We start from the raw sequence: 18691 nt of genomic DNA, 5'->3' as shown, positions 1-18691 counted from the left end.
CTGCCGAGCTGGGCGGGGTACGAGCCCCCGCCCTACAGACGGCCCTTGCCCAGCGGCTATGCTATCCGTGTATCAGCGCAAAGAACCGCACATCCCACAGCAACTGCTCGAAGGCCGCCATCTGCTCCTGGATGGCCTTCTCGGCTGCTGCGGGGTCGGGGCTCTGGTTGCTCAACAGTTCCTGACGCAGGCGCGCCAGCTCGGCGCTCTGGTCGGCCAGCTTCTGCTCGAGGGCCTGGCGGCCGGGGATCGTGCCCAGGAGCGAGCGCGCCCCGGCGGCCTTGGTCTCGATGTCGAAGCTCGAGACGGCCAGGGGGAGCGGGTTGAGGGCCCGCAGTTGCTCCAGCGTCCCAGGTAGGGCCGCGGTCAGCCTCGTCAGCGCCTCCTGGTTGGGACGCTTGTTGAAGTCCCAGAAGCACAGGCGGATCTGCCGCGTATCGGGTTTGACCTTCAGGTCCATCGTGCAGGCGTAGCTGCCCGCGACCATCTCGACGCCGCTGACCTGGTCGGGCACGAACGCGACCGCACAGCCCCCATCGCCCTCGCCCCTGGCCGGGTCGAAGATCGTGTCGGTGAACGCCGTCCACCACTGGGCCGCGGGGTCAAGGGTGATCTTCTTCCCGTCAGCCTGTGGGTATGTCTGCGTTGCGGTCAGGGCCTTGCGGTCGCCGTTGCGCTTGTTCCAGTACGTAAAGTAGCTGGGATAGCAGATGAGCGACAGGTCCAGGGCCGTGATCTTCGTCTTGGGGCTCAGGCCTAGGGTCACGAACAGCCGGCCATCGTCGGGGTAGAGCAGGGCCGAGATGAGCACATGGGCCCGGGGGTGGTCGAAGTGCATCTTGACCGCCGCGCGGGGCCCTTCCTCCGACACCCACCAGTCACCCAGCCGCACCACGCCCAAGTCGTCTCCGCTGATCTTCAGCCGCAGAAAGCCGCCATGGTACCAGTTCGTTGATGAGGGCTGGGGCATCCCCAGGTAGGCGCTCCCATCGGCGCCGCCGGGACCGTGGGATGGGTCCCAGCAGGAGTTGTAGAGCAGGCCGTAGGTGATCGTGTCGTTGGACAGCCTGGCCTCCTGCGACACGGCATCGTGGCCCTGGTGCTTGTCGGCCGTGGACGGGCGGTGCGAGGCGGGGAGCGCCCGGGCGGAGGCTCGTCCGGTCTGGGCACACACGGGCCAGGCCACCAGCAACAGCGTGAGAGCAGCGATGGGACGGATCATGGCGGGACCTCTCGCGCTCTGGTTCGACGTCGCTCAGCACATCCCCTGCCTGGCCGCATGGGGGCGCGCGGCCAACCGCGGGCGTAGTGCGGGCTTCCAGCCCGCGTTGGCCTGTGGCGGGCTGGAAGCCCGCACTACGTCGGTCCACTACGTCGGTCGCTTCCTTGACTCGCCATGGGGCTTAGCCTATAATCGCCAAGGTGCCCTGAGAGGGCGATTCCGGGGGCTTACGACGCCTTTCGCTGACCCCTCAACCCCCGCGGAGGCAATGCGTGAAAGACGACGACCTGGACCTGGACTTGGACGACGAGCCCGTAAAGGCCGAGCGTCGGCCCGCGCCCTCGCCGGCGCCGGCGAAGACCCCCGCGAAGCCCGCTGAGCCGCAGGCGGCGCCTGCGGCCAAGCCAACGGCCCCGGCGCAGCCCGTGGGTGAGCGCAGGGGGCTCCTGCGGGGCCTCGGCGACTCCATCGGCTGGATCCGCGACTTCCGTTGGAACATCCGCACGTTCCTCTCCCTCCTGATCGCCCTGATTGTCCTCGTCGTGCTGATCGAGAACTGGGTGCCGGTCCGCTTCTATGCCCTCGGCTTCGCCTTCGAGATGCCGCGGACGGTCACGTTTGTCATTGACCTGGTGATCGGCGCGCTACTGATGTGGCTGTGGCTGCGGCGGCCGTCGCGTGGGGCGGAGGGCGGCCAATGAGGCGCCTGTGCGGGCTCTTGAGGGCCTTGCGGCCCACGATGCTCTTCACCGCCATCCCCTTTGCGCTGTTGGTCAACAGCAGCTCGGTCCATATGTCGCTGCAGGTCGAGCGCGATGGCAGCGCTCGACGGCTCATCAGCGTCGAGACCTCCCCGTACTTCAGGGGCCAGGTGGCCAAGTGGGTCGGCGACGTGCAGGCGGGTCGGCCGTGGGACCGGACCTGGCGCCGCGACAGCGGCACCACGTACTCGTACGCCCGCGACTACCGCACCCAGACGCTCAACAGCCAATCCGTCAATGGCCATCTGGAGACTGACGACGTCTTCCAGAACCCGCTGTCGGTGTTCACGACCTACACGTGGCAGGAAGAGGTCTCCTTCGGCTACCTCTATGATTCGGACCGCACTGCCGCCCAGGCAGCGGAGACGCAGCTTGTCTACGAGGTCGTCATGCCGGGGCAGGTGACGGACGCCACGGTCAGGGAGAGCAAGCCCTCCTCGGACAAGCCTGCCGCTGGGCTGGGCGCCTGCGCGCCAGCGCCGCGGCCCCATGCTGTGGTGGCGCCGCTGTTCACGAGCCCGGCTGAGGCCCAGGAGATGCCGGCTGCCGGCGCTCCCGCGGCCGCGCAGCCGCCTGCGCCAGCCGCCGGGGCAGCACCCGCTGCGCCGGTGCCTGCCGCCGCCCCCGAGGCCGCACCCGCCGCGCCCGGCGCGACGCCGCCCGCGCCGTCAACGGGCACGCCGCCCACGCCGACCCCCGCCGTCGAGACGCCCGGCGCGACGCCGCCCGCCGCTGACGGCGCGACGCCTCCGCCCGCTCCCGAGGCGGGCCCCGCTCCGGCCGTGACGCCGGAGGGGAAGAGGAGCAGCGTGGACTTCTCAGGCCGCACGGCGACCTTCAAGCTCATGGCCAGCCAGCCGACCCTGACGATCAATGTGACCGCCCGCCGCGTACGGTGGGGCTACCTGGTCATCGTCGCCTACGTGCTGGCGTTCGTCGTCACCCAGCTCTGCCAGGGCCTCAAGCGCGCGGCGAGCCTCCGGCCCCGCAAGATATAGCGGGCCCTCTGCACACGATCTGACAGAGCCGTGAGCTTTGCTCTCGGCTCTTTTTGCATGAAGGTGCCACCATGATAGACCTGCGCAGTGATACCAAGACGCTGCCTTCCCCGGAGATGCGGGAGGCCATCGGCCAGGCGGAGTTGGGCGATGACGTGGCCCGCGAGGACCCGACGGTCAACGCGCTCGAAGAGATGAGCGCCGCGCTGCTGGGGAAGGAGGCGGCCCTGCTGGTTTGCGGGGGCACGATGGGGAACCTCGTGTCCATCTACGCCCAGTCGCGGCCGGGGCTGGAGCTGATCTGCCACGACAAGGCGCATATCTACCACTACGAGCGGGGCGGCTTCGCGGCGGTGTGCGGGATGCTGGCTCGGCCCGTCCCCGGCGACTACGGCGTCCTCGCCCCCGAGACGGTCGCGGCGCTCTTGCCCGCCAAGAAGGACCTGCACCGCCAGGACATCGGCCTGGTGTGTCTGGAGAACACGCACAACAACTGCGGCGGCACGTGCCTAACGGCGGCGCAGACGGCCGCTGTGGCCGACATCGCCCATGCCCACGGGGTGCCGGTGCACATTGACGGGGCCCGGATCTTCAACGCTGCGGTGGCTCTGGGCGTCCCGGCCAAAGACCTGGCCGCGCCGGCCGACACCATCACGTTCTGCTGCTCCAAGGGCCTCGGCGCCCCGGCGGGCTCGATCGTGTGCGGCTCGGCCGACGTCGTGCAGCGCGCCCGCGAAGCCCGGAAGCTCTTTGGGGGCGGCATGCGGCAGGCGGGCATCATCGCGGCCGGGTGCAAGTACGCCCTGGAGCACAACATCGAGCGCCTGGCGCAGGACCACGCCCACGCGCGGCAGATGGCCGAGGCGCTGGCGGCATGCCCCGGCATCGAGATTGACCTGGCCAGCGTGCAGACCAACATCATCTACTTCGCGGTGTGGCGCGACGACATGACAGCCCCCGCCCTGTGCGAGCGCCTCGGCCGGCATGGCATCGCCTGTGGGGCCCGCGACGACCACACCATCCGCTTTGTGACCCACCTGGACGTCAGCGACGAGGACACGCAGGTAGTCTGTGACGCGCTGCGCGAGGTCCTCGCCTAGAGAACCGCCAGCGCCAGGCGACGAAGCCGATCAGGCCGCTCTTCCCATTCATCATTCCGCACTCACCATTCATCATTGGCCTTTCACACCGTGCTTGAGAAGACGTTCGTACACATCCCTGGCGTCGGCTACACGACCGAGCGTCGGCTGTGGGAGCGGGGCATCCGCTCCTGGGGCGACGCGCTCGGCCATGTCGGCACGCCGGGGGCCTTCTCGGCGGCTCGGTGGGGCCTGGTGCAGGACCACTGCCGTCAGTCCATCGGCAGTCTCCAGGGCGGCGACCACCGCTACTTCGCGCAGATGCTGGCCGCGCGCGATCACTGGCGCGCCTGCGAGCACTTCCGCAGCAAGGTCGGCTACCTGGACATCGAAACCGATGGCGGGTTCTACGCCGACGCGATCACGGTCATCGGCATCTACGACGGGATGCGGGTGAAGAGCTTCGTGCGCGGCGAGAATCTGGAGGACTTCGCGGAGGAACTGGAGCGCTACGCGCTGCTGGTGACCTTCAACGGCGCGACCTTCGATGTCCCGTTCCTCAAGCGGGCCTTCCCCCGGGCGCCGTGGGACCAGTTGCATGTGGACCTGCGGTATATGCTGGCGAAGCTGGGCTACCGGGGGGGCCTCAAGCAGATCGAGCGGGAGGTGGGCCTGGCCCGCGACGAGGACATCGCCGGGCTGGCCGGCGACGACGCCATCGTGCTGTGGCAGCAGTACCGGCGTGGGAGCAGCGAGGCGCTGGACCTGCTGCTGCGGTACAACGCCGCCGATGTCGAGAACCTGGAACGCCTGCTGGACCTGGCCTACCCGCGCCTGCAGGCCCACACGGAAAGCTGTCCTGAGCCATGAGTTCGATGCTGTCGGCCCGCCTGCAGCGGCTGCGCGCCCCCGAGATGCCGCTGATGCTGGTCGCGTTCATCAATGACCTGTCGGTCGCGTGCGTCAGTCTGGGCGTCCAGCAGTTCGCCATCCGCCTGGGCGCCTCGCCACTGCAGTCGGGGCTGCTGGGCACCTTCGGCTCGGCCTCGTATGCCCTCGGCTGTCTCTTCGCGGGCAGCGTATCCGACGCGTGGGGCCGCAAGAAGCCCACGATCCTGGCATGCAGCGTCTGCGCCAGCGCCTGGCTGCTGATGCTGGCGGCCCGCAGCCCGTATCATCTGCTCGCGCTCATCCCCTTCCAGGGCTTCTCGCTATCGCTGCTGTGGCCGCCGATGCAGGCGTGGCTGTCGGAGTTCTCCGGGGGCAGTCGCCAGTACCTGAACCGCACCATGGCCCTGTTCAACGTGTCCTGGACCGCCGGGATCATGCTGGGGCCGCTGGTGGCGGGGTTGGTGTGGGACTGGCACTGGTGGATGGCCTTCGTGCTGCCGGCGGGGCTGACCTATGGCGCCATCGTGCTGCTGGTGCGCACGCCGACCCATGCGCGGGTGGATGTGGCCCCGCCCGAGGCCCATCCGCTCAATCCGGAGCGCGCCCAGCTCTTCCTGTACATGGCGTGGCTCGGGAACTTCGCCAGTTGGTTCACCCGGGGCGTCGTGATGAGCATGTTCCCGCAGCTCTCCGCGCATCTGGGCTTCTCGTCGCCGGTGCTGGGAGTCCTGACCTTCCTGCTCAGCGCCGCCCTGTTCTCGATGTTCATGCTGACCCGGCGGGAGCACCGCTGGCAGTACAACCTATCCACGCTGCTACTGGCCGAGGCTGTCGGCACCGTCGCCATGGTGCTGGCCGCGTGGGCGCAGCAGCCGGTCGTGTTCGGAGTGGCCTTCGTCGCGGCGGGGTTAGGCTCGGGGGTGACGTACGCCAGCAGCCTGTTCTACGCCCTGGACGGGACACACGAGAACCGGGGGAAGCGCAGCGGCCTGCATGAGGCGGTGTTGGGGTCAGGGGCGGTGGCCGGGCCACTGCTGGGCGGCGGGCTGGGTCAGGCGCTGAGCCTCCACGCGCCCTACGCCGCCGCCGCGGTGATGATGGCAGCGGCCATGGTGGTGCAGCTCACCATGTGGCGGCGCTACCAGGCGCGGATGGCGGGGACGCGGTAGGAGCGCGGCTCTCCAGAGCCGCACTGGCAAGGCAGCACGGCTGCGGCTCTGGAGAGCCGCGCTCCAACGGCTAGCGGGCCTGCTCCAGTACGGCCGCGACGCCGCCGGAGGGCAGGTCGTAGGTCCGCGTTACGCAGGGCACCTCGCGGAACACGTCCACCCTCGCCGCGAAGCACACATCCTCTCCCAGGCCCAGGTCATCGCGCAGTGACGTCCCATTGTCCGTGGCGTTGAAAGCGGCCTCGTAGCCTGTCGCCAAGGCCTCGGCGTGGATCGCCAGCGCGGCGTAGGCGGCGTCTTCGGTGGGGCGGACGTCGGCGACCAGCTCGCGCATCTTCTCGATCAGCGCCCCGGCCGTGATGTAGTCCTCCAACACCAGCTTGTTCTCGTCCAGGGCCGACCCGGCGGGGACGATGTGGATGTCGGTCCCCAGACGCTCGGCGGCTGCCAGCGCCACTTGCGCGCAGGCCGTCAGTGTCGGCAGCGTGCCGAGAAGCGCCGCCGGGCACGAGGAAGCGCCCACACAGCAGCGCGACATGTTCGAGGAGCTGAAGACCAGCGTCTCGGGCAGGCCGGGCACGGGGGCCTGCAGGGGGCTGTTGCCCATGTCGAAGCCAGCTACAGGTAGGCCGCCCCGCTCGCCGGCGAGCCAGGCCCCGGGCCGGCGGTCACGCTCGGCGAAGGCCGCGGCGACATCCTCGACGACGATGATCTCGCTCGCGCCGTAGTGCAACAGCGACGCGGTCGTGGCGCTGGCGCGCAGGGCGTCCACAACGATGGCGACGCGGCCGTGCTCGGCAGCCTGTCTGGCGCCCGCGCGGCCGCCGCTGATGATGACCCTCATGTGATCCTCCGACCCCTGTGAATGGCGGCGACTATCGTGCCGCAGGTGGCGCGGCCTGTCAAGGGGAATGGCCTCGCATCCTCGCTTCCGGGAGGCAACCATGTCCAGCACCAGCAGCAGTTCCGTGCGCCTGAAGAGTGGGGAGATGATGACGGTCGAGCGCCTCGAGGCGCCCTGTGGCTCCTGGGGCGACCGCATTGTGCCCTTCATGTATGTGCGCCATCCCGAGTACACCAACTGCAGTTGGCACCACAACTGCCGTCGGGTAGTTGCGGGCGACTTCGCCAGCGTGTCCCGGGATGTGTTCTTCGTGGGGCTCTTGGGGGGCGAGATCGTCGGGACGACCTGGTACGGCACGCCGCTGGATACGGGCGAAGTCGGCACCTTCGGCCGGGTCATCACGGCTATCGAACACCGCCGCAAGGGGGTCAGCACGATCCTCAGCCGCATGGCGCTGGAGGATTTCGAGGCGCTGGGTGGGCACGCCATGCACCTGGGCACCTCGCTGAACAATCCCGCGCGCTTTGTGTACGAGTCCATTGGCTACCGCCACTACAACTTCGTCGAAGGCAACGGCACCGTCATGCGGGCCGTGCTGCGTGGCGACTACGACGACTTCGAGCGCACGTACTTCGCCCCGGGGCGGTCCACGTCGCTGCGCGACCTGCACTGGGGCGACCTGGCGCGTGCCGAGGTTCTCGTCAACCTGCCCCACTGGTTCGTCAAGGACTACAGCCAACACGTCTTCGGCCACATGCCCTTCGAGGGGCAGTTCTTCGACCTGATGGAGGGTGTGGACCACGGGGAGACGGGCATGGCGCTCACAACGGATGAGGAGCGTCTGGTGGGAATGGCCTACACGGCCCGCACCGGGGCCGGCGGCGGCGCTCAGGACCATGTGCGCGTGCTGGAGTTCCTCGTACACCCCCACTACGCCGAGGCAGGGGCGGAGTTGCTGTCGGCGGTGGCGGCGCGGACTGCGGCCTCGCGCCTGTTGGCCTACGCTTCGGCCCTCGACGTGCAGAAGTGCGAGACACTGGAGGAGACAGGCTTCGAGCGCGAGGCCGTCTTGCCGGGCGTGCTGCAGGACGCGGAGAGCGAGTTCGACATGTATGTGTATGGCAGGGGGTAGGGGAGAGTGAGAGCCTGGACCGCGGTTGTGCTGCTGACGGTTGCCGGGGCCGCCGGGGCGACGCCCGTGGCCTACTGGCCCTGTGACGAGGGCTCGGGCACGGTCGTCCGTGAGGCCACAGGTGCGGCCGATGAGGGGCGCCTCCTGAACGTGACCTGGTGCGAGGGGCACGCCGGGGGGGCTTTGCGGTTCGGCGGCACCGGCGCTGACAGCTACGTGCGCATCCCGGATGCCGAGGCCCTGCGCTTCAGTGCGAGCTTCACCATCCAGTTCTGGTGGCAGAAGACGAGCGAGGCGGTGCAGATATTCGCCCGCAAGGGCGCGGGCGCCCGGGCGAACTACTACGTCTACTACGAGGGGGGCCTGCACGTGTCGGTCAGCGGCGGCGATGGCCAAACCTACCAGGCGACCGGCCCGAAGCTGCCCGATGGTTGGCACCACGTGGCCTTCACCTGCGGCGGGGGGCATCTCACGATCATTGTGGACGGCGCGGTCGTGGGCACAGGCGACGTGGCCGCCACGCGCCTGTTCACCGATGAGTCCGACCTGCTGATCGGCACCCACTCCTCGGGGTACCGCTACTGCCTGGCGGGCGCGCTGGATGAGCTGTGTCTGTCGGACACCGCTCTCGCGCCCGGCAAGCTGGACGACGAACTGGCGCAGGCGCGCGCTGCCGGGACGACGACGCCAGCCGGGCAGACCACTGTCTTCAAGCCGACCCGCGGCGCCCTCGTGCTGGCCCGAGACGGCCGCCCGGGTGCGACGATTGTCGTCGGCCGCGACGCCTCGGAGCTGCAGATCGGCCCGGCGCGGGAGCTGCGCCGGGTCATCTACAAGCTCACCGGCGCGCGCCTGCCCCTGCGGACCGACGATGAAGCGGTGACGGGCAACCTGGTGCTGGTGGGCGAGAGCGCCCTGACGCGGAAGCTGGGCCTGCCGGCTCAGCCCCTGAGCGGCGACGCGTTCATCATCAAGTCGCAGCCCGGCCGCCTGGTCCTGTTGGGGCATGATGACGTCCTGGGTGGCAACATGGCGCGGGCCTTCGTGCCCGGCCAGGGCAAGGCAGGCACGTCGAACGCCGTGCAGGCGTTCCTACACGATGTGTGCGGCGTGCGGTGGTTCATGCCCGGCACGCTGGGCGAGGTGGCCCCGCCAACGCCCTCGCTCGAGGTGCCGCTGCTGGACCGGCGCGAGCAGCCCGCCCGACGCTACGTGCTAGGGAGCTTCACGACCGGCGAGAGCGCCCGGTGGGCCCGTCGCCAGCTCTTCGGCAGTTCCCTGTTCATCAAGCACATGGGCGGCCACCTGTGGTACTCGCTCATCCCTGAGAAGACGTACTTCGCGGACCACCCGGACTGGTTCGCGCTCCTGGATGGGAAGCGCACGGGCGAGGGCAACCACCTGTGCGTCACCAACCCCGAGATGTTCGCCGAGGCGGCCAAGAACCTGAAGGCGATGTTCGCCGAGGGGTATGAATGGGTGCAACTGGGCCAGAGTGACGGCTGGCGGCGTTGCCGGTGCGACCGCTGCGAGGCGGAGGATGAGTACCGGTCCGACGGGTGGTGGATCCCCGGGCAACCTGCCGACCGCATCTTCCGGTTCCATGCGGCCCTGGCGGAGGAGATCGAGCAGGCCTACCGGGACCGGAAGGTTCTCATCATCGCCTACGGGCCCACCGGCGAGGTGCCCCACCGGCTCACCCGCTTCCCCGGCAATGTGGTGGTCGAGTTCACCCACGACCCGCCGGAGTTGCTCCAGCGCTGGACGCGCTTCCACCACGACTTCACCTCGTATGTCTACTGGTTCGGGCTCTATCACCCGATGGGGTATGGGCCGAAGGGTTCGCCGGCCTACGTCGCGGCCGAGATGCGGCGCCACCGGCAGGTCGGCTCGCAGGCGTTCTTCCTGTGCGGCGGGGATGAGTGCTGGGGCACGGAAGGACCGTCGTACTACGTGATGTCCGAGCTGTTGCGGAACCCCAGACTGAACGAAGAAGCGCTCACGCGCGACTTCTGCCGGGGGCTGTTCGGGTCGGCGGCCGACAGCATGGGGCAGTACTTCGCGTCCTTCTTCGCCGCTGCCGACGAGTACCGGGCCTTCACGCAGCCCGTGCTGAAGCCGGGTGACCCCTTCCGCAGCGAGCCGCGGACACCGGCGGAGATCTACCTGCGCTGCTTCCCCGAGGCGCGGCTGGCCGAGTGTGCCCGACTGCTGGACCGCGCGGCGACCCAGGCCACCGACGAGGCGGATCGGCGTCGGGTGAGGTTCTTCCGCGATGGGTTCGAGTACGTGCGGTTGACCCGGGAGGCATTCGCGGCCGCCCGGCAACTGGCCGAGCGCAAGGACGAGGCCTCGCGACAGGCCCTGAGCGAGGTATTGCAGGCCCGAGCCGCCGCGATCAAGCTCATCGGGGAGCATCAACAGGAGAACGGGGCCGACCTCCCGCCGGTCTTCCGGGGCGGCCCGGACGACCTGCTGTACGGCCCCGGCAAGGCGTACAAGGCCATCTTCGCGCCCGAGGCGGCCGGGCAGTAACCCCACTACAGCACAAGCCAGTCCCGAGAAAGCAGACACATGGTCGCCATGCCCGAACCCACACCAGCGCCCGACGAAGTGTCCAGCCACCGCGAGGCGCTGCGTCCTGCCACCGTCGTCCTCTGCCTGGTTCTCGCCATCGTGGCGGTTCTGTGGGCGCGCGAGGCTGAACTCGTCGCCTTTGCCTGCCAGATCACGGAGGCCGTCCCGCCGATGACGGCGCTGGGCTTCCTGATCTTCCTGGTCATGATATCGCTGGCCGTGCGGGGGCTGGCGCGGCGTCTGGGGCCGAATCGTCTGGCCCCGCACCTGGCGCGTCTGGGCCTCTCCGGGCCGCAGACGATGTACCTGTACGCCTTCATCATGGTCGCGACCATCGTCTTCTCGGTCGGCGGCATCCGGACGCTCCTGCCCGAACTGACGACCATGACCTACTTCGCCGACCCGACCAACGACTACGCCGCCGCCAACCTGGCGGCCCGGCCCTGGCTGCACGTGACCGATCCCGAGGCGGTGCGACAGTTCTACGAGGGCTTCGACCGCCAGCCGGTCGAGGTGCGCTCCAGCATCCCTGGCCTCGGTCCGCTGATCTCCGGCCTCGCGAACACGGCCGCGGTGACGCAGGCAGTGCCCTGGCGCTTCTGGATCGTGCCGCTAACGGCCTGGGGGGCCGTGATCTTCGTGGTGTTCGTCACGATGCAGTGCCTGGCCGGGCTGCTGGAACGCGAGTGGACCCTGTCCGAGCGCCTGCCCTACCCGCTGGTCGAGATCCCTCTGGGCATCACGGAGGCCCGCAGCTTCGGCACGGTGCGCTTCCTGCGCGACCCCGTGATGTGGATTGGCTTTGCCCTTGGGTGTGCCTACGGGCTGCACGAGATGATCGCCGCCACGACGCTGGCTTTCCCCGCGTGGGGACGGTACTACCTGGTCGGCAAGCTGCTCACCGAGCGGCCGTGGAGTGCCGCGGCCGGCGGCGTGAACATCTTCCTGATGCCCGAGGCCTACGGCCTGGCGTACTTCGCCTCCCAGGAAGTGCTGCTCTCGACCGCGGTTAGCTGGCTGGGCTACCTGTGCTTCTCGGTGCTGATGACGGCCTTCGGTGCGCCCCTGCGCGGGCCGGTCACCTCGGACGTCTCGCTGGGCTCCTTCGTGGGCTTCGTCGGGGCTGCGCTCTGGCTGGCCCGGCGGCCCCTGGGTGAGACCTTCGGCGCCGCCCTGGGCCTGCGGCCGCGCGCCGACGAACACGATGACCTGCGCCTGTGGATGGCGCGGGGAGCGCTGGCCGGCCTGCTGGTGCTGGCGGTGTTCATGGTTGCCATCGGCCTGCCGGTTGCCTACGGGTCGTTCTTCCTGGCCGTGTTCATGGTCTCGGCCATCGGCCATGCCCGGGTGCGCGCCATGGCCGGGGCAGCCACGCCGTGGCTGTTCCCATACACGGCCATGACAGATGGCTTCGTGCGTCTCTTCGGCTCGCAGGCCATCGGACCGCGCGGCGTGTTCGAGCCCTTCGTCGGCGCGTTCCACCTCAAGTGGATGGATCGTGGCTACGTGGCCTCGGCCCTGGCGGCCGACGCCGAGAGCTACAACATGGCCCGGCGCGGCGGGCTGCGTCCCGGCAGCCTGAGCATGCTGCTGGTGGCCGCCGTGCCCGTCGGCATCATCCTGGGCTTCTGGATGCACCTGACGGCCTACTACGAGTCGGGGGCGAATGTGCTTGAGGGGGGCAAGTCGGTCGGAGGTGTGCGCACTCTGTACGCCCTGACCGATGCTCGCTGGGCCACGCAGATGGCCACGGTGCCGACGCTGCCGAACAAAGCCTCCTGGGTGGCATCACTCGTCGGCCTGGCCATCACGGTCGTCGCGGTCGTGCTGCGGGGCAGCTTCCTGCGCTTCCCCTTCCATCCGGCAGGCTTTGTGATCGGTCTCAACCACGGGGAGCGCTTCTGGGCGCCGTTCCTGATCGTCTGGGCGATCAAGAGCATCCTGCTGCGCACGGGGGGCGTAAGCACCTACCGCCGCCTCATGCCGGCGTTTCTGGGCGTCGTTATCGGGCACTTCTTCTTCACGGGGATCATCATGGGGTTGGCGAAGATGACGGGCCTCTCGGTGTTCGAGAACCTGCCGATCATCTGGTTCTAGGGGGTTGGGGATTGGGGCTTGGGCATTGGGGACGGCAGAGGCAACGGCACACTACGGCCGTCACCGTCTTCTACCCCCAACCACCGCCTCACCCTCTATCGCGGCGCACCTTGCCGGCCTTGCGGATGTGGCGTTCGGCGGCCAGGGCGGCGATGGCCCCCTCGGCGGCTGCGACCACCATCTGCCGCACCTGTTTGCTGCGGACATCGCCTGCCGCGAAGACACCCGGGACGCTGGTCTGTCCCATCTCGTCGGTGCGCAGGAAGCCTTCCTCGTCGGCCGCCAGGGCGCCATACAGGAAGCCGGTGGCCGGGGCATTGCCCTTCAGATACAGGAAGATGCCGGCGGCAGGCAGTTCCTCGGTCGCGCCCCCCGACGCCTGGAACACGCCGCCTGTCACTGCGTCCTCGCCGACGACGCGCAGCAGCTTCAGGCCCGCGCGCAGGAGCACGTTGCCCCGGTCGGCCAGGGCCTGCACGACCTCCTCATCCTGTGCTGCCGTCTCCGACGGTAGTACCAGCGTCACCATGCGGGCGATCTGGGACAGCGTGGCCGCCTCCTCGACAGCCTGCATGTCCTCGCCCACCACCAGGATGTCCTCGCCGGCGAAGAACGGGCCATCGCAGGCGGCGCAGTAGCACACGCCCCGGCCCGTGAACTCCTCCTCGCCGGGGAGCTTGTCGGCGCGGCCCATGGCCCCGGTGGCGACGATGACCGCACCCACACGGTGCTCCTGGTGCCCGCCATAGACCACCAGGGCCTCCGGATCGGAGAAGTCCACAGCGGTGACCGACTCGAGCACGGCCTCGGCCCCGGCGTCCAGGGCCTGCTGCCGGATGCGGGCGAGGAGTTCACGGCCCGGAATCGGCTCGATCTGCCCGGGGAAGTTGGCCACGCGGGTGGCACGCGCCATCATTCCGGCCAACTCGGTCGGGCTGGTGATAACGGTCTTCAGGCGGGCCCGGGCCGCATAGAGGGCGGCGGTGCAGCCGGCCGGTCCGGCACCGATGACCAGCACGTCGGCAGTGTGGTTGAGATCTCCCATGGTCGCTCCCTGGCTCTTGGTCGAGTCAAGAGTTCGCCTGTCGGGGCCGATAGCCTTTGTGTTGTGGAATAGGACCACGAGAGGGGGGCGCGGCCTTGAGCAACTCTTGTGCGGATGACGAGCACCATGGTGCTATAGTCTGTGGCTAATCTGGGGCTGAATTTGGTGATTGGTCCACTTTTCGCCGTGTCCGGCAACTAGCAGGGGCAGTAATGAAAACCGAGACGAAGGCGGTTGTATTTGCGTTGTTCCTGGGGGTGCTCGCGTGGCTCGGCAGCGGGGTGTTCCGGTATCTCCTGTCACCCGAGCTAACGACGGCAGAGTCGGGTCTGTGGCTTGGCATCCTCACCGCCAACATTCCCGGGCGGCTGTTGGTGCTGGGGCTGTTCATGGTGTCCGGTGTGGTGACCGGCCGCGTCCTACGCCAGCGTCGCCTGGCGCAGGATGACCTGCGGGAGTCACGGTCTCGCTACGCGCAACTCCTCGATCGCGCCCCCGACGGGATGTGGGAGATCAGCCGGGACGGCGTGGTGGAGCAGGCCAACGCGGCGCTGTGCGAGCTGGCTGGGCTGCCCTATGCGGAGATCATCGGCCACCCGTGCAGCGAGATACTGCGTACCGCGCGCTGTGGCACCGACCAGTGCCCCCTGAGCCTGACCCTCGCTGGCCGGTCAACGGGCGAGTGTGAGCTGGCCGTCACCCGGTCGGACGGGCGGCAGGCCCTGTGCGTCGTGCACAGTCGGCCGATCCTCGATACCGGCGGGGCGGTGCACGGCCTCGCCCAGTCGTACCGCAACCTCACCGAGCAGCGCAAGGCAGAGGCGCGCTTTCAGGCCCTCGTTGAGACAACGGGCGACGCCGTCACCGTCGTGGACCCACAGGGACTCATCACCTACGCCAATGGCGCCTTCTGCGAGATGCTCGGCTATGCGCCCGAGGAAGTGCTGGGCCGTGTCAGCACCACGCTGTGCGATGCGGCGAACCAGGAGATCCTCGCGGAGCAACTGCAGCGTCGCCTGACTGGCGCTGACGACCATTACGAGCTGCAGTACACGCGGAAAGACGGTCAGCAGGTGTCGGTGCTGATCTCCGCGACACCGCTGTTCGACGAGCAGGGCGCGTACGCCGGGAGCTTTGCCGTGATGAAGAACGTCACGGGGATGAAGCAGGCCGCGGCGCAGATGGCGCATCTGAACTCGGTGCTCCGCGCGATCCGCAACGTGAACCAGCTCATCACCCGCGAGCACGATCGCGAGCAGTTGCTGCAGCAGGCCTGTGACTGCCTCATCGAGACCCGGGGCTACCTCTTCGCCGGCATCGCGCTGATGGACGCCGAGGGGCGGATGACGGCAGAGCACGGGGCGGGCGAGCCGGCGGGCCTGTCGCCGGACGAACAGCGGACCCTGATCGCGAACGTGTGGCAAGCGGTCAGCGAGCCACCGGAGCCTCGGACGGTGGTTCTGGACCCCGCCACGGAGGCGCTGGGGCGCTGGCGGGGCTCATGGCCCGAGGGCTGTAGCTGCATGGCCACGCGCCTGGAGTACGCAGGCCGAGCCCATGGCATGCTGGGCGTCCTCATCCCGACGGCCATGGCCCGAAGCGCCGAAGAACAGTCGCTGTTCGACGAGGTCGCCGGGGACATCGCCTTCGCCCTCCATGCCATCGCCACCGAGCAACAGCGGCAGCAGGCAGAGGTGCGCATCGTCGCGGAGCACGAGCGCTCGCACCGCATGCTCGACACGGTTGGCGCGCTGATTGTCAGCCTGGATACTGCCGGACGCGTCACGTTCTTCAACCGTCGCTGCCAGGAGGTTACCGGCTACACGGCCGAGGAGGTCATGGGGCGGCCGCTGTGGGAGGTGCTGGTGCCCCCGCGGCTGGCGGTGTCGGTGCAGGAGGTCTTCAGCGACCTGGTCGGCCCGTCCGACCACAATGCCCATGAGAACCCGTGGATGACCAAGGACGGGCGCGAGCGGCTCATCAGTTGGCGCAACACGCGCATCTGCGGTGAAGACGGCGAGGTATCGGAGATCGTGGGTATCGGCCTGGACATCACCGAGCATCGCGCCGCGGAGATGGCCGTCAAACGCAGCGAGAAACGCTACCGTCTGCTCTTCAACAGCAGCCAGGACGCGGTCTTCGTGTATGAGCTGCTTTCCGATGGGACCGCGGGGCGGTTCCTTGAGGCCAACGACGTCGCCCAGGAGAAGTTCGGGTACAGTCGCCGCGAACTCCTGGGCATGACACCGGAGCAGCTCGACGCCCCCGGGGGGAGTGAGCGGCTGGACGACATACTGCCCCGCCTACTCGCCGACCAGCACGTGCTGTTCGAGCAGGATCACATCACTCGCGACGGCGGCATCATCCCGACGGAGGTGAGCGCCCACCTGTTCGAGTTTGAGGGGCGGCCGGCGGTGCTGTCCGTGGCGCGCGACATCACCGAGCGGCGGCAGGCAGAGGAACAGGTTGCCCACCTGAACTCCGTGCTCCTGGCCATCCGCAACGTGAACCAACTCATCACGCGCGAGACCGACCGCGACAAGCTGCTGCAGACGGCCTGTGACTGCCTGGTGGAGACGCGGGGCTATAGCATGGCCGTGATCGTGCTGGTGGGCGATGAGGGGGAGATGGCGGCCGCCTACGGCGCCCCGGCGGGTTGGTCGGCGCTGGCCGCCGAGCCGAACGCCAGCGGTCAGGCCTGGGCGCTCTTGACGCAGCAGGCGGGCCCCCCGGCGCCGGTGATCCTGGGGGAGCGGCAGTGCCTGTGGGGCCAGAGTCTGGCCGAGGAATGGCAGGCCGGTCGCACCGGCATGATCATCCGTCTGGAATGGGGCGGCGTCAGCTACGGCTTCCTCGGCATCTCGCTGCCCGCGCATCTGGCTGACAACGAGGAGGAGCAGGGCCTGTTCCGTGAGGTCGCCGATGACATCGCCTTCGCCCTGCATGCCCTCGACCTCGCCGACCAGCGGCAGCAGGCCCTCGAACGCCTGGAGATGACGCAGTTCGCGGTAGACCGCGCCGCGGACGGTGTGTTCTGGATAGACCGCGAGGGCCGCATCCTCTACGTGAACCAGGTCGCCTGTGACCGCCTCGGGTACAGCGGCGAAGAGCTGATGGCCCTGCGCATCACCGACCTGGATCCGCACCTGCCCCAGGAGGCATGGGCCGCGCACTGGGAACGGGTGCGCGGGGACAGAGCGGTGACCATCGAGTCGGCGCATCGGACCAGGGACGGGCGCCTCATCCCGATGGAGATCACCATCAACCATTTCCGGTTCAAGGGCGAGGACTACCACTTCACCTTCGCCCGGGACATCACCGAACGCAAGCACGCGGAGCAGGAGCTGCAGCGCCTGAACCGCCAGTACGCACTGCTCGTGGAGAGCCAGCTCGTCGAGACCTTCATCATCCAGCGCGAGAAGCTGGTGTTTGCCAACAGCACGATGCACGAACGGCTGGGCTACCCCGCCGGTTCGCTGATCGGCAGGAACGTGCGGGACCTGCTGATGCCGGAGCGGCGGGAGGAGGTGTTGCCCTGGCGTGTGCAGCACCCCCGCGAGGCTGACGACAGCTCCCGCGAGCTGGAGACGCAAGTCGTGACCCGCGAGGGCACGCCGCGGTGGGTGCAGGTCTGGTCCCAGGAGATCGGCGACTTCGAGGGCGCGCCGGCCATCATCGGCCACATGGTGGACGTGACCGAGGCGCGGGAACTGCGCAACCAGTTAGAGCACTCGCAGCGCCTCGAGGCCCTGGGCACGCTGGCGGGGGGCGTGGCGCACGAGTTCAACAATGTGCTGCAAGCGATCCTGCTGAACGCCTCGCTGCTGCAGATGGACCGCGCCCTGTCGGCGACCGAGGCGGACAAGATCAAGAGCATCATCGAGCGCACCGAGTACGGCGCGCGCTTGACCGACCAGTTGCTCACCTTCAGTCGCCGTGCTCCGGCCCAGTATCGACCTCTGAACCTCAACGACGTGATCGAGGAAGCGCGCGCCCTGCTCGAGCGCACGGTGCCGCGGCAAATCACGATCGCCTGCGACCTGTCCCCGGACCTGTGGGTGGTCAACGCGGACGCCGGGCGCCTGAAGCAGGTGCTCATCAACCTGGCGCTCAATGCCCGCGACGCCATGCCCGCGGGCGGGCGGCTGACTTTCACCACGTCCAACGTGGTGCTGGCGCGCAGCTCCCTCGCCACGTTGCAGAAGCTCCAGCCCGGCCCTCACGTCGTGGTGAAGGTATCTGATACGGGCGTGGGCATGGACCCCCAGACGATGAGCCGGGTGTTCGAGCCGTTCTTCACCACCAAGGGCGTCGGGCAGGGCACGGGCCTGGGGCTGTCCATCGTCCACGGCATCGTGGACACTCATGGCGGCTGCGTGCGCCTGCAGAGCAGACCCGGCGAGGGCACCACCTTCCAGGTCTACCTGCCGGCCGAGCCGGAGGCAGAGGCGAGGGCACTGCAGCCGGCCGAGCGCGTCGTTGTCCATGGTAGCGGCACGGAGACGATCCTGATCGTGGACGACGAGGCGGAGGTGCTCAGCGGCGCGGAGCAGGTGCTGCGCAACTACGGCTACCGCGTGTTGACCGCGCGCAGCGGGCAGAAGGCGCTGGACATCTGCGCGGCCTGTGAGGAGCCGGTGGACCTGGTGCTGCTGGACCTCGTGATGCCTGGCATGTCGGGCCAGGAGACCCTGGCGCGCCTGCACCAGCTCGATCCGGCCCTGAGAGTCGTGATCGCGAGCGGCTACGTGCCCCAGGGCGAGCGCGACATGCAGAGCCACGGCGCGGCGGGGCACCTGGAGAAGCCGTTCACCCCGCATCGGATGCTGGAGGTCGTGCGCCAGGTGCTCGACCGGGCCTGACGTTGGGCGGGAGA

Annotated in this window: 12 protein-coding genes; 9 read left to right on the top strand and 3 right to left on the bottom strand. The window is 68.8% G+C overall.

Annotated features, from left to right (window positions below):
• Positions 1–61 precede the first annotated feature (61 nt).
• The gene (locus LLH23_18360; GenBank protein ID MCE5240427.1) at positions 62–1222 is read right to left on the bottom strand and encodes a hypothetical protein; all 1161 of its coding nucleotides are present in this window, start codon (positions 1220–1222) and stop codon (positions 62–64) included.
• A 272-nt stretch (positions 1223–1494) separates the two neighbouring features.
• Here LLH23_18360 and LLH23_18355 point away from each other — a divergent pair, with 272 nt between their 5' ends.
• The 5 genes from LLH23_18355 (at position 1495) to LLH23_18335 (ending at position 6120) form a co-directional block, all read left to right on the top strand.
• Positions 1495–1923, top strand: coding sequence for a hypothetical protein (locus LLH23_18355; protein ID MCE5240426.1), 429 nt, complete (start codon positions 1495–1497; stop codon positions 1921–1923).
• The gene (locus LLH23_18350; GenBank protein ID MCE5240425.1) at positions 1920–2981 is read left to right on the top strand and encodes a hypothetical protein; all 1062 of its coding nucleotides are present in this window, start codon (positions 1920–1922) and stop codon (positions 2979–2981) included. Before LLH23_18355 ends, LLH23_18350 begins: the two co-directional genes overlap by 4 nt.
• 71 nt (positions 2982–3052) lie before the next feature.
• On the top strand, positions 3053–4081 hold the full coding sequence (locus LLH23_18345; GenBank protein ID MCE5240424.1) for an aminotransferase class I/II-fold pyridoxal phosphate-dependent enzyme: 1029 nt from the start codon (positions 3053–3055) through the stop codon (positions 4079–4081).
• 90 nt (positions 4082–4171) lie between these two features.
• Positions 4172–4930 (top strand): ribonuclease H-like domain-containing protein, encoded by a 759-nt coding sequence (locus LLH23_18340; GenBank protein MCE5240423.1) that lies wholly within the window; start codon positions 4172–4174, stop codon positions 4928–4930.
• Entirely contained in the window at positions 4927–6120 is a 1194-nt protein-coding gene (locus LLH23_18335) for an MFS transporter (GenBank protein ID MCE5240422.1), read from the top strand. Before LLH23_18340 ends, LLH23_18335 begins: the two co-directional genes overlap by 4 nt.
• A 70-nt stretch (positions 6121–6190) precedes the next feature.
• Here the strand turns inward: LLH23_18335 and LLH23_18330 are convergent, their stop codons facing one another.
• Positions 6191–6964 carry a 2-phosphosulfolactate phosphatase gene (locus LLH23_18330; protein ID MCE5240421.1) on the bottom strand — a complete coding sequence of 258 codons (774 nt, stop codon included), beginning with the start codon at positions 6962–6964 and terminating at the stop codon, positions 6191–6193.
• A 100-nt stretch (positions 6965–7064) separates the two neighbouring features.
• Here LLH23_18330 and LLH23_18325 point away from each other — a divergent pair, with 100 nt between their 5' ends.
• The 3 genes from LLH23_18325 to LLH23_18315 are packed head-to-tail and all read left to right on the top strand — an operon-like array spanning position 7065 to position 12770.
• Positions 7065–8096: a GNAT family N-acetyltransferase gene (locus LLH23_18325; protein ID MCE5240420.1), complete on the top strand. Its 1032-nt coding sequence runs from the start codon at positions 7065–7067 to the stop codon at positions 8094–8096.
• Positions 8097–8102: 6 nt separating this feature from the next.
• Positions 8103–10631, top strand: a complete 2529-nt coding sequence (locus LLH23_18320; protein MCE5240419.1) for a DUF4838 domain-containing protein — start codon at positions 8103–8105, stop codon at positions 10629–10631.
• Positions 10632–10679: 48 nt separating this feature from the next.
• Positions 10680–12770 (top strand): hypothetical protein, encoded by a 2091-nt coding sequence (locus LLH23_18315; protein ID MCE5240418.1) that lies wholly within the window; start codon positions 10680–10682, stop codon positions 12768–12770.
• An 88-nt stretch (positions 12771–12858) separates the two neighbouring features.
• Here the strand turns inward: LLH23_18315 and LLH23_18310 are convergent, their stop codons facing one another.
• A complete protein-coding gene (locus LLH23_18310; protein MCE5240417.1) occupies positions 12859–13815 on the bottom strand; it encodes an FAD-dependent oxidoreductase in 957 nt (318 codons plus the stop codon).
• A 212-nt stretch (positions 13816–14027) separates the two neighbouring features.
• Here LLH23_18310 and LLH23_18305 point away from each other — a divergent pair, with 212 nt between their 5' ends.
• Positions 14028–18677 carry a PAS domain S-box protein gene (locus LLH23_18305; GenBank protein ID MCE5240416.1) on the top strand — a complete coding sequence of 1550 codons (4650 nt, stop codon included), beginning with the start codon at positions 14028–14030 and terminating at the stop codon, positions 18675–18677.
• The last annotated feature ends 14 nt before the right edge of the window (positions 18678–18691 follow it).

The organism is bacterium (assembly GCA_021372615.1).
Classification (GTDB): Bacteria; Armatimonadota; Zipacnadia; order Zipacnadales; family UBA11051; genus JAJFUB01.
Note: the sequence above shows the minus strand (reverse complement) of the source record. Positions and strands in the feature narration are given on the sequence as shown.

Coding starts and splice junctions, on each gene's coding strand:
- LLH23_18360 (MCE5240427.1), bottom strand. CDS start 1,222: ATGATCCGTCCCATCGCTGCTCTCACGCTGTTGCTGGTGGCCTGGCCC.
- LLH23_18350 (MCE5240425.1), top strand. CDS start 1,920: ATGAGGCGCCTGTGCGGGCTCTTGAGGGCCTTGCGGCCCACGATGCTC.
- LLH23_18345 (MCE5240424.1), top strand. CDS start 3,053: ATGATAGACCTGCGCAGTGATACCAAGACGCTGCCTTCCCCGGAGATG.
- LLH23_18335 (MCE5240422.1), top strand. CDS start 4,927: ATGAGTTCGATGCTGTCGGCCCGCCTGCAGCGGCTGCGCGCCCCCGAG.
- LLH23_18330 (MCE5240421.1), bottom strand. CDS start 6,964: ATGAGGGTCATCATCAGCGGCGGCCGCGCGGGCGCCAGACAGGCTGCC.
- LLH23_18325 (MCE5240420.1), top strand. CDS start 7,065: ATGTCCAGCACCAGCAGCAGTTCCGTGCGCCTGAAGAGTGGGGAGATG.
- LLH23_18315 (MCE5240418.1), top strand. CDS start 10,680: ATGCCCGAACCCACACCAGCGCCCGACGAAGTGTCCAGCCACCGCGAG.
- LLH23_18310 (MCE5240417.1), bottom strand. CDS start 13,815: ATGGGAGATCTCAACCACACTGCCGACGTGCTGGTCATCGGTGCCGGA.
- LLH23_18305 (MCE5240416.1), top strand. CDS start 14,028: ATGAAAACCGAGACGAAGGCGGTTGTATTTGCGTTGTTCCTGGGGGTG.